Annotated in this window: 12 protein-coding genes; 2 read left to right on the forward strand and 10 right to left on the reverse strand. The window is 30.9% G+C overall.

The window, feature by feature from the left end:
- Window position 1: 1 nt before the first annotated feature.
- From OW730_RS25505 to OW730_RS25515, 3 genes are read right to left on the reverse strand one after another with little or no spacing between them, the layout of a single operon-like run.
- Window positions 2–766 (reverse strand): hypothetical protein, encoded by a 765-nt coding sequence (locus tag OW730_RS25505; RefSeq protein WP_271226871.1) that lies wholly within the window; start codon window positions 764–766, stop codon window positions 2–4.
- Between the two features lie 12 nt (window positions 767–778).
- Window positions 779–1,603 carry an ABC transporter permease gene (locus OW730_RS25510; protein ID WP_271226872.1) on the reverse strand — a complete coding sequence of 275 codons (825 nt, stop codon included), beginning with the start codon at window positions 1,601–1,603 and terminating at the stop codon, window positions 779–781.
- Window positions 1,604–1,617: 14 nt separating this feature from the next.
- On the reverse strand, window positions 1,618–2,358 hold the full coding sequence (locus tag OW730_RS25515; protein ID WP_271226873.1) for an ABC transporter ATP-binding protein: 741 nt from the start codon (window positions 2,356–2,358) through the stop codon (window positions 1,618–1,620).
- A gap of 187 nt (window positions 2,359–2,545) precedes the next feature.
- Here OW730_RS25515 and OW730_RS25520 point away from each other — a divergent pair, with 187 nt between their 5' ends.
- Together OW730_RS25520 and OW730_RS25525 are read left to right on the forward strand one after the other, a co-directional pair.
- Window positions 2,546–3,394 (forward strand): metallophosphoesterase, encoded by an 849-nt coding sequence (locus OW730_RS25520; protein WP_271226874.1) that lies wholly within the window; start codon window positions 2,546–2,548, stop codon window positions 3,392–3,394.
- An 82-nt stretch (window positions 3,395–3,476) separates the two neighbouring features.
- Window positions 3,477–4,139 (forward strand): HAD family hydrolase, encoded by a 663-nt coding sequence (locus tag OW730_RS25525; RefSeq protein WP_271226875.1) that lies wholly within the window; start codon window positions 3,477–3,479, stop codon window positions 4,137–4,139.
- 44 nt (window positions 4,140–4,183) lie between these two features.
- On the opposite strand, the gene OW730_RS25530 is transcribed toward OW730_RS25525, so the two are convergent.
- The 7 genes from OW730_RS25530 to OW730_RS25560 form a co-directional block, all read right to left on the reverse strand.
- Window positions 4,184–5,158 (reverse strand): D-2-hydroxyacid dehydrogenase, encoded by a 975-nt coding sequence (locus OW730_RS25530; RefSeq protein WP_271226876.1) that lies wholly within the window; start codon window positions 5,156–5,158, stop codon window positions 4,184–4,186.
- 74 nt (window positions 5,159–5,232) lie between these two features.
- Window positions 5,233–6,213, reverse strand: coding sequence for a type I phosphomannose isomerase catalytic subunit (locus OW730_RS25535; RefSeq protein WP_271226877.1), 981 nt, complete (start codon window positions 6,211–6,213; stop codon window positions 5,233–5,235).
- 137 nt (window positions 6,214–6,350) lie between these two features.
- Window positions 6,351–6,851, reverse strand: a complete 501-nt coding sequence (locus tag OW730_RS25540) for an NUDIX hydrolase N-terminal domain-containing protein (RefSeq protein WP_271226878.1) — start codon at window positions 6,849–6,851, stop codon at window positions 6,351–6,353.
- Window positions 6,852–6,884: 33 nt separating this feature from the next.
- A complete protein-coding gene (locus OW730_RS25545) occupies window positions 6,885–7,409 on the reverse strand; it encodes a GNAT family N-acetyltransferase (RefSeq protein WP_271226879.1) in 525 nt (174 codons plus the stop codon).
- Window positions 7,410–7,487: 78 nt separating this feature from the next.
- Entirely contained in the window at window positions 7,488–8,813 is a 1,326-nt protein-coding gene (locus OW730_RS25550) for a CehA/McbA family metallohydrolase (protein WP_271226880.1), read from the reverse strand.
- A gap of 155 nt (window positions 8,814–8,968) precedes the next feature.
- The gene (locus tag OW730_RS25555) at window positions 8,969–10,924 is read right to left on the reverse strand and encodes an elongation factor G (RefSeq protein ID WP_271226881.1); all 1,956 of its coding nucleotides are present in this window, start codon (window positions 10,922–10,924) and stop codon (window positions 8,969–8,971) included.
- Window positions 10,925–11,013: 89 nt separating this feature from the next.
- Window positions 11,014–12,066 carry an endonuclease/exonuclease/phosphatase family protein gene (locus OW730_RS25560; protein ID WP_271226882.1) on the reverse strand — a complete coding sequence of 351 codons (1,053 nt, stop codon included), beginning with the start codon at window positions 12,064–12,066 and terminating at the stop codon, window positions 11,014–11,016.
- Window positions 12,067–12,115 lie beyond the last annotated feature (49 nt).

A 12,115-nucleotide genomic window follows, 5' to 3' on the forward strand; every position in this document is an offset into this window, starting at 1 on the left:
TCTAATACAAATAATCCCTTTTATTAAATAATATCACAGTTAATGCTATTCCGACAATTATTACCAATATATTATAAATAATAAAATTTTCCTTACCAGATAAAACATCGAATATTGCCTTATTACTTTCAATAAAATATGAAAGCTTTTCAGATAAATATAATGTAAACACTATACTTGCTATTGTTCCTAAAAAAACTACTACTGAATTCCTTATTAAAACGCTAAGTGTAGCAATAACACTCATTAATCCCATAAGTATGAACCATTCTAAAGCATAGAACTTTAAACTATATATAAATGCCCCAATTGCATTAAACTCTTTATCAATATAAAAAAATCTAGTTGTCTCAACATAGGGTAATTTAATATATCCTAGAACAGTAAATATAATTAATGATACTAATAGAATAATTCCACCTACAATTGCTCCTACTAATACTTTTGATAAAATAATTTTAGTTTTACTATATGGTCTTGTCATAAACATTCTGAACTTACCTGAAGCTATTTCTCCACAAAAACATTCAACAAATATTATAGGAAACAACACTATTAAAAAATAAAAATGATAATCTCTTAGTAGATGAACTGCAAAACTTAACCTATCAACTTCCATTGTTGTGTTTGGATCATAAAACCCTGTTCTATATACTAAAATTAATCCTGCAGCAACCATCATATACATCGACGAAACAATAATTAAAGCTAAAAACTTCTTTCTAAAAAATACTCTTCTCAATTCACTTAACACTAAATTTTTCATAACGCTTTCCTCCTATATTAATTGATCTTTTCTTTTATATATTAAGTAACTTGATAAAACTCCTAATACTCCGTACACCCCTAATACACTTAAAATAAAACTATTAAGATATGAATGCATACCTAATCCAGCGGCTATTCCTTTATGTTGTATTTCTGTTATTGATAATAATCTTAATTTATCTATATTTAATCCACTTTGTCCTAAAAAAATACTTATTACTGATGGATATACCATTACGCTAAATACAAACCCTAAATTCACCCCTGTTGAAATTACCATATTACTGCTAATTGTTGAAATTAGAAATATAACTCCTGTGATTACACTCAAAGTTAAAAATGAGTATAAATAATACTTAATACTATAGATAAACATCTTTGAATTATTTAATAAGTTATCCATATAAAAAACAGCTACATTCTCTACTCTTTCAAATATTACCCTACCTATGATTGTGCTAAAAAGAAAGTACTCAACCAAAAGAATAAACATACTGGTTAAAATCACTAAATATTTTGTCCAGAATACATGACTCCTTTTAATAGGTCTTACTAAAACCATCCTCATATATCCACCTCTAAACTCTTGGGTAACACAAAGTACTGTTAGAAAGATAGCTATCATATTAAAAGATAAGATTAACTGTTCCTGTATTACCGCAACTGGAAAATTATTTATTGATGTATATTGTGGACTAGTAATATCTAAAGCTACGTTATTATCTAAATAAAATTTTGAACTTAGTAGCACTATAAAAGGAATAGCAATTGCACATAGAATTGTTGATTTTCTTCCCCATAATCTTTTAAATTCGCACCTGTATAATCTCCACATAAACTTTCCTCCTATTAAGCCTTCATCATTAATTTAACAAATGCATCTTCTAAACTATCTGTATATCCTTCTTCTCTTAAAAGCTCTTCTTTATTTCCACTCCAAATAATTTTGCCATCTTTTATTATTAAAAGATTGTTACACATTTTTTGTAACTCATCTAATAAATGACTTGATATAAAGAATGTAATTCCATCTTCCTCATTTAACTTTGTAATTAATTTTCTTAATTCAATCATCCCCATAGGATCTAATCCATTAGCTGGCTCATCTAGCAACACCACATCTGGATTATTAAGTAGTGCTTGAGCAATTCCAAGTCTCTGCTTCATTCCTAAGGAGTATTTAGATATCCTGTCTTTTCTTCTATCATATAACCCCACCTTCTTAAGAACCTCTTCAACTTTTTCTCTTCTTTCAGTTTTACTCATATTCTTATTTAAAACAGCTAAATTCAAGAGTAACTTTTCTGCAGTCATATATGGAAAAAACAATGGTGCTTCCACTAAAGCTCCTACTTTTTCTAAAGCCTCTTCTCTATTTTTATTAACATCCACACCATTAAGATGAACTTTTCCACCTGTCGGTGAAATTAATCCTGTTAAAAGCCTCATCATTGTTGTCTTTCCTGCTCCATTTGGTCCAATAAATCCACATATTTCCCCTTTTTTTACTTGAAATGTAGACTCTTTAATAATTTCTTTTTTTCCTATTTTCTTTTTTAAGTTCTCAACTTTTATAATATTTGTGCTCATAATCAATCCTCCAATTTATATTTTAAATTCATTATTTCAGTTCCTATCTTGTTTACATCTAAAGTATATATTGTAAATTTAAAGAAACTTTAAAGATTAATAAGTTTTTTAAGAAGGTGTTTTAATTTCCTTTGGAATTTGATATTCTTTATTAAAAAGCTATAATATACTCAAGGAGTGATTAGGTTTGAAGAAACAAAATAAATGTTTTAAAGTTATTTCAATCCTTTTATTTATCCTCATAGCGGTATTCACATATTGTTATGCTCAAAATAATTGGATTAAAGTTGAAAAGATAAAAGTTGAGATTAATCAATTACCTAAAGAATTAGTTGGTTTAAAAATTGCTCACATTTCGGATGTTCATCTGCCTAAAAATGCTGCAAATATAGATTCCATAATAAATAAAGTAAAAAAACAAAAACCTGACTTAATAGTTATGACAGGTGATATTATTGATACAAGTGCAGATTTAACAACCTGTGGATTAGATAGATTATGTAAGGGATTATCAGAGATTTCAAAAACTTATGCTGTAACAGGCAACCACGAATCTTGGAGTCGTAATGTCAATAAGTGGACAAAAATATTGACTGATAATGCTATTGATGTTATTGAAGATAAAATTGTAATCTATACTACAAATGGAAAGAGCCTCGCTCTAACAGGTTTAAGTGATGGACAAACATATAGTAAAGACCAATTAAAAAGTATTGAATGTACAAATAATATTCCCATTATCCTATTAGCACACAGACCTGAACTATTTTCTAATTACTACTCAGAAACAGAAAATAATAAACCAGACTTGATTTTTAGTGGTCATGCTCATGGTGGACAATTTAGAATACCTTTTTTTAATCAAGGTGTTGTATCACCAAACCAAGGATTCTTTCCTGAATATACTTCTGGACTATATGTATCAGATAACAATGTAAAAATGATTGTAAGTAGAGGATTAGGAAATAGTATTATTCCTGTAAGATTTAACAATAGACCTCATTTGCCAATTATTGAATTAGTAGAAGAAGAATAAGTACAACCTGGTATCTAAGAAATATTCAATAGAAAAGATAAAATACACATAAATTACTAATTACTAAAGTAGGAGTGATAAAATGAGAAAACTAATATTTTTTGATATAAACGGTACAATCATTAAAAGGGACAGCAGAACAGATATGCCATATGAAAAGGCTATTGATATCTTTTTAAACACTGAAAATGGAATGGCTGGTGTAAATAATTCTGCTCGTTCAGATAAAGATGTATTCATGGAAGTCCTTGAAAAGTATAATCAAGAATTCTCTGAGGACAAATGGAATTCATTTTTAAAAATATATGAGGAACAGCTGAAGAAATTTAAAACAACAGATGTATGGCGTGAAAATGTAGATGCTGTAAGTTTTATCGAGAAGCTATCAAAAACTAATCACAAAATTGCACTAATTACAGGTGAGTTGAGCATAGGTGCTCAATATAAACTTCAAAAGCTCGGTGTTTGGAAATACTTTAAGACAGGTGGTTTCGGTGAAGACGGTCTTAGAAGATTTGATATTGCATCCACTGCACTAAAAAAAGCGAAAGAATTGTTTGGTTCTGATTATGATGAAATTATAGTTATTGGAGATACAATTTTAGATATTAAAACAGCTAGACATATAGGCGCTAAAATAATTTCAATAACTACAGGCTCAAATACTCGTGAAGAGCTAGAAACAGAAAACCCTAACCATATAATAGATACCTTTAAAGAAATTGAAGAATACTTTTTGACTTAGAAATGCTAACAGATAGGGGACGGTTCATTAATCTTCTTAGAAGATTAATGAACCGTCCCCCTATTTACAACATTCATATCATCACCATTAATAAATGCTCTTACATTTTCAACAGCGATATCCATAAGTCTTTCTCTAGCTTCTTTTGGTGCCCAAGCTATATGAGGTGTTATTATACAATTTTTTGCACTAAAAAGCGGATTATCGTTTCTCGGTGGTTCTTCAATCATAACATCAAGCCCTGCTGCTCTGATTTTCCCACAATCTAAAGCTTCTCTCAGGTCATTTTCCACAATAAGTCCACCTCTTGAAGTATTAATAAGAATTACTCCATCTTTCATCGTCTCAATACTTCTTTTATTTATCATTCCTTTAGTATCTTCAAACAAAGGACAATGTAAACTAATTATATCTGACTGTGCATATAACTCATCTAATTCAACAAACTTCAAATTCTCATTCTCAAGTTCTTTGTTAGGGGATTTAGTATAAGATATAACTTTCATCCCAAAAGCTCTTGCTATCTTTGAAGTTGCTTCTCCAATTTTACCAAATCCTATTATACCCATTGTCTTACCATGCAATTCAATAAGAGGAGTCTCCCAAAAGCAAAATTCTCCACTTTCAGCCCATGCTCCTTCTTTAACCCTTTTATCATGGTGTGCCACTTGGTTACAAACTTCTAAAAGAAGAGCAAAAACAAATTGTGCTACCGCATTTGTCCCATAGGCTGGAATATTTGTTACCTTCATTCCAAACTCACTTGCTGCCTCTATATCAACAACATTGTACCCAGTTGCTAACACCCCAATATATTTAACATGCTTAACCTTTTCTAGTATATCTCTAGTAAGTTCAGTCTTATTAGTTATAACAATTTCAGCATCTCCAATATTCTCAATTATCTTATTATCAGGAGTACTATCGTAAATAATCACTTCTTCCCCTAACTCTCTAAATCCGTCCCAACTTAAATCACCTGGATTCAATCCATATCCATCTAAAATAACTATACCCATTTTTCCCCTCCTCATGATTTTAGTACCAAAGTTATTAAATAACTTTGGTACCAGTGTATTAATATATATCTTTACTATTTTACTACATTCATAAGTATTTCTTTTTTCACCTTCTCAACATCAGGTACATAACTCTTAAGCAGTTTCATCTCTCCAACTAACTCATATTCTCCAAGAGCTGCTGGAATCATAACACTATCTCCTTTATTAATATCTACTTCTCCATCTTTATATTTGACTTTTCCTTCTCCCTCAACGCAGGTGAAGGCATAGAATCTCTCATTATCACTTACTTCCTTAATACAAGTACTTACATCATACAGTTCAAGGGAAAAATCCTTACATAAGCATAGATAACTTTTACTAAATCCTTCCCCCTCCAATTTTACCCCTGTACTCTTCTTACCAATTAAACTTAAATCAACCACATCTAAAGCTTTCTCTACATGTAATTCTCTTCCTCTATCATAATCATACACTCTATATGTTGTATCACTGTTCTGTTGAATCTCAGCTATTATTACTCCCTCACCAATAGCATGAATTAATCCACTCTTAACGAAGTAGACATCACCTTTTTCAACTAATATTTTATTCATATGAGGTTCAAGATTTCCCCTCTCAATTGCAGCTTTGAACTGCTCCTTAGTACATCCTTCTTTAGTTCCTACAACTAAATTTGCTCCTTCAAATGCCTCAACCACATACCACACTTCTGTCTTTCCCATCTCACCTTCAACCTTCATACCATACTCATCATCAGGGTGAACTTGCACAGATAAACTTTCCTTAGCATTAATTAGTTTTATTAATAATGGAAACCAATCAGAAGATATTTTACTTCCTATTAGTTCAGCGCCCTTTTCTTCAATAAGCTCATCCAATTTCATTCCTTCAAATTCACCATTTGCTACCACACTTGTTCCATTCTTATGACAAGCAATATCCCAACTTTCTCCTATATTTCCTTCAGGCATATTATCTCTGAATAACTCAAAATCTCTTCCACCCCAAATTTTTTCAAAATATATATTTTTAAATTTTAATGGATACATTAAATAAACCCTCCCACAAATCTATTATTATAATCAATTTTCAATATCCTCTTGTTTCTCACTTCATTATACTATATTACCCTTCTTTTTTCTAAAATTCTAAATTAAAAAGCACCAAGTCTTTAAACTTAGTGCCTTTACCCATTTAAAAATTCATATGCTTTTTTAACCATCTTAAAATGATCCTTATGCCATTCTTCAATTTCATGATAATCATAAAATCCCACTTCAGTACTTTCAAAGGATGTTTTCAAATTACCATCAATAACTTCACAATGAAATAAAATGTGATATGTAGTATGCGGTTGTCCACATTCACCAGGCAACCTTGTAAATATATCTATAATCTCTTTTACTTCTACATTAAGCCCTGTTTCTTCATAGATTTCCCTTTTTACAGATTCCTGAGGACTTTCTCCTATTTCTGCCCATCCACCAGGTATTGCCCATGAATTATCATCTACTCTTCTTTCTAAAAGAATCTTTCCTTCTTTATTAAAAACTACTCCATTAACTCCAACTTTAGGAGTTATATAACCTAATTCATATCTTAAACGATCATACTCATTTTCTGCATAACATAAACCAAGTTGTGCTATTGATCTTACTTCATCTAAAAGCTCTAAAATATTTTTCATTCCTATACTCCTCACAGTTGTAAATTAAATGCCCTATATCTCATTTTCAAGAATAGAGTAAATCGTGCTTCCAAACCATTCTCCTCTTAGAATTCTTGTATCCCTTAAAGTTCCTTCTTTCTTCATACCAATTCTCTCCATGATTTTTTCTGAAGCAATATTATTGGCATTACAGTTTGCTTGTATTCTATGTGCATTCAATTTATCAAACCCAAATTTAAGTAATGCTCTTGCTGCTTCTGTAGCAATACCCTTTCCAGTATGTTCTTGACTTAATCCCCATCCAATTTCCCATTCTCTTATTGGTTTATCAATACACCATACAAGGACAGTGCCTAAAGGTTCCCCATCTTCTGCTCTTGTAATTAAGAATCTATAATTGTCTTTACTATTATTTTTTTCTAAAATCCCCTCAAATTTTTCTCTAGTTTCCTCTTCTGTAGGTATACTATCTCTCTCGTACTTTATATAGAATTCATTCTGTTCAAGCTTTTTAAAAAACTTGTAATCCTTATCATTAAACTCTCTCAATATTAATCTCTCTGTTTTTATATCCATATCATTACCCCTCCCTTAATATAAAATATTTAAAACACTCCTATATTTTACCATAACATGAGAGTGTTTTAATAATTTCTATATTTCGTTGTACTTTAAAAACACAGGTGAAGAAATTCCAATTTTATCATTCTTTAAAAATACCTTTACTAAATACCATGTATTCTCAATAGAAGTGTTAATATCTACTATGCATTTAAATACTCCTGATTCCCCAAAATTATGTTCATGTACTACAACCCCACCATTTGAGATTAGTTGAACCTTTTCAATATCAACCATCTTATCCTGAACATTGATCTCAACTCTTAAACGTTCTCCCACCTTTACATTTATAATACTCCCCATCCAATATCCATCTACCTTAAATGATAATTTGAGGGTTTTAGATTCTGTTGAAAACACCCTTCGCATCTTCATTGCTCCTATTAACTCTTCTTTTGTTAAGTTTTCTGCAAAAATACCTGTAAGATTTTCTGCCTCCCCCCAATTACTATCGTGATTATCCTGACCATTTATTGCTCCAAATATCCACCCATCATCCAGCGCCTTATAATACCTCTCTTCACATCTGTTATATTTTCGTGGTGGACAACCATTTCCATATTCATATAAGAGAATATTTTTATTAAATGGACTATCACATTTAAGTGTTCCAACTCTTTTAAATGGATGATTTACAGAAAGTAAAATATCTTCATGAGAATGTATCCACTGGATCATATCTTTAATCATGAATTTCTTCTTACTTACTAACTCATCACAATTAAAAAAGTTAATATGACCCCAAAATACTGTACTAAGTTCATATCCAGCTAATGCAACAAAATCATCATATTTAAAATTTATCTGCTCTGCTTCAAGCTTAGTCATCTCCCATTTGGGATATTTACATCCATGAAATGATATGGAGTTATCGTAACTAGAATTATTCTTTAAAAGTCTTCCAACATGATCACTTATCATCAAGAAATGTAATCCATTACCTCTTGCACATTCAAATGCATCTGTTGGAGTTCCCTTTCCATCAGAATATGAGGTGTGTGAATGCGGATTTCCGTAATAAATATTGTATTTTTTATTTTTATCTATAATATAAAACACCCAATTAATATGAAATTCACCATTTTTCCTATCAGGAATAACCAATCTAACCTTATGTTCTCCATATTCCAACTCCTTTTCAGGTAAGTAATTTACCTGTAGAGCATCACTCCATTGAAACTTCACCATTTCATCATCTAAAAATAAACGAAGTTCAGCTCTATAAAAATCCTCATATATATTCTCAAAACCTACAGTAATTTGTGGTCTTCTGTCATGAGTACATGATAAATCATGAGGATGTGTTTTATATTCACATTTAATAATTTTGTTTGAATCTATAGAACGTAATATACTCATAATTAAACCTCTTAATAGCACTTATTATTCTTGTTTTATTTATAAAAAACTCCTATAATCTATACTATTAAACTCATTAGCTTATTGATTGCAAATATTAAAAATAGTTACAAAAAAAGCACGGTTACCCGTGCCTTTACTATCCTCTCATTTTTCTACTTTAAACAATGCATCTCCTCTTCTGCCCTATCCCAAGTTACAAGATAACTTTGCCCTTTAGAGCAGAAAATTGAGGTAGATGAATATTCTGGATCTGCATTTTTGTTATATCCTATTCTTTCTATTACTTCTTTTGTATTATGACAAGGATAGTACCCTGAAAAAACAAGAGTTATGGTGCCTCTTCCCCCTGTAAATGCTATTAGCTCTGTACTATAATTCATAAATGTTGCTACAGGTGCTTTCCCAATTATTATTACTTTATTACCAATATTATTTGGAGGATTAAAGTCCCCCTTTGCTCTTTGAATATCTGATAATACTCTTCCCATATGATCAATATCAACCTTTATCTTAAATTCATAATAAGGTTCTAATAAGATATTTTCTGCCTTTTCAAGCCCCTGTCTTAAGGCTCTATAAGTAGCTTCCCTGAAATCGCCTCCACTAGTATGTTTATTATGCGCTCTACCAGTCATTAATGTTATCTTCAAATCTGTCAGTGATGAACCTGTTAACAGCCCATGATGTTCTCTCTCAAAAATATGATGGCGAATCAAGTTCATATGCCCTGTTGTTAGATAATCTGTGTGACACTTATTTTCAAAATGTATTCCTGAATTTCTATCTGCTGGTTCAATCTTTAAATATACCTCTGCATAATGTCCTAGTGGCTCAAAGTGTCCATACCCATCCACTGATGAAGCTATACTTTCCTTATATACAATCTCAGGTGGTCCAAAGTCTACCGTAAATCCAAATCTCTCTTTGACCATTTGTCCAAGTACTTCTAATTGAATTGTTCCCATAACATGGATATGTATCTCCTGTACGCCCTCTTCCCACTTTACATTTAAAGCAGGATCCTCTGCATCCAATACCTTAAAAACTCTCAATACTTCTTTTATATTCAAAGACTCATCAAAAATAACTTTTGATTTTAACGTTGGAATCATATCATAAACAGCTTTTTCTTTTAAACATCCTACCCCATCTCCTACTTCTGCTTCTGTTATTCCCATAACTCCAAATATATCACCAGCTTCAACATATTCTACAGTTCTACTTTTAGTTCCATTATATAATCTAATTTGGGTAACCTTCTCACTTATTCTTTTCTCTTGCTTCCCATAACTTATCTCATCTCTAACTTTAAGACTACCACTCATAGCTTTTATAAAAGTTATCCGTACCCCATTCTCATCATGACGTATTTTAAAAACTCTTCCTGAAAATTCTTCCTGCTCCATATAATCTGTATAAGTAAGAGCATCTATTTTATTAAAGAAACTCATAACACCTTCATCTTGAAGGGCAGAACCATATGCACATGGATATATTTCATTACTTTTTATTAGTTTTATAAATGAATCAAGCCATATTTTTTTATGGTAATCACCTTCTAAATATCTTTCTAAAAGTACCTCATTGCGTTCTGCAATGAACTCTATAAGCTCTTCATTAAACTCTCCTTCTGAGAAGTTTTCAGTTATATCACATACATTTTCAGTTAGGTTTTCCCTTATATCTTCAATAACTCTTTGAACATCAGCTCCAACTCTATCTATTTTATTAATAAAGAAAAATGTTGGTATCTTATGCTTTTTAAGAAGCTGCCAAACAGTCTCTGTATGTCCTTCAACGCCTTCTACAGCACTGATAATTATTATTGCGTAATCCATAATCTGAATAGCTCTCTCCATCTCAGCAGAAAAATCTACATGTCCAGGAGTATCTAATAAATAGTAGGTTGAATCATTATATTCTATTATACCTTGACCTGAGAATATAGTAATCCCTCTCTCCTTTTCCATATCATCACTATCAAGAAAGGCATTTTTGTGATCTACCCTACCCCTCTCCCTTATTGTCTGTGTATGATAAAGCAGCTGTTCAGAAAATGTTGTTTTCCCAGCATCAACATGTGCTAATATCCCTATTGTTTTTTTCATAAAATCATCCCTCAATTTCTTTGATATTTATATTATATCAAATGAAAGTCATCCAATAGGATGACTTTCATATAATTTAAATTTCTTTATTAATCATTTTTCAACGAAAACTTAAGTGTTACAGGATTGTGATCTGAATTTTCAAATCCCAAATCACTAGTTTTAACTTCTATAACTTCAATATTATCTGATACTAAAAATCCATCTAATACTGTAATATAATTCTCACCCTTAACATAAGGTTTATCGTCATATCTGTTAGTTGGAGTTTTCTCATCTACAGCCCATTTATAGTTTGGGAAATCTACATCAATTTCTTTAACCCATTCTAGACGTTCTTTTCCTGGATTAAGCATGTCAGAATCTGATCCTGGCATTTCATGATTCCAATCTCCCCCTACTACAACATAATTACCTTTTTCATACTCTTCATTTAGATATTTCACTAAAAAATTCATTTGTTGATGACGTATAAATCCCCCTTTATCATAAGCAGACATATGGGTATTAATAATTACTAAATCCTTATCATCATTCAATTTATGACGTGTCTCAATAAAACACCGATCTAAAAGAGCAAGCTGTCTTGGCCACTTCTCCTCCCCAGGAAATTGGTAACGTATAGAAGAATCAATCTTATATTTGGAAAGCGTAACAAGACCACTCTTTACATTACCCATAGGCTTAGTAATTGGTACTGGAACCCATGGAACTTTATAATTAATTGCATATGTATCACTATAATCTTTAAAAGAGTTGCTTAACCTCTCATGTTGATTTATATGATAAGTTCTCTTTGACTTAAAATCTACCTCTTGTAATAAAATAAAATCATCTTCATTCTCTTCTAAGAATGAAGTTATTGATTCAAGATTAGAAAGAACCGTTTCTTTACTACTTGCTCTTGAACCAGTTCCTCCATCCATGAAAAAATCTTGTTCTTTATCAAGTCCACAATAACCAATATTAAATATTGTTGCTGCAAATTCATATGATTCTATATCTTCATTAGATTTTTGATTAATTTCTAAAGTTATCTTTGGCTCAGGCTTATAATCAGTTACTGTCATAAATACAAAGTATCCCGCCACTAAAATTGCAATTGTTACTACTACCATTAACAAATATTTGATCTTCTTCACTTTACCACTCCTAACAACAAAAATATTAAATATAGTATTATTACTAGAA

Source organism: Oceanirhabdus sp. W0125-5 (assembly GCF_027938815.1).
In the GTDB taxonomy this organism is placed as follows: Bacteria; Bacillota; Clostridia; order Clostridiales; family Clostridiaceae; genus Oceanirhabdus.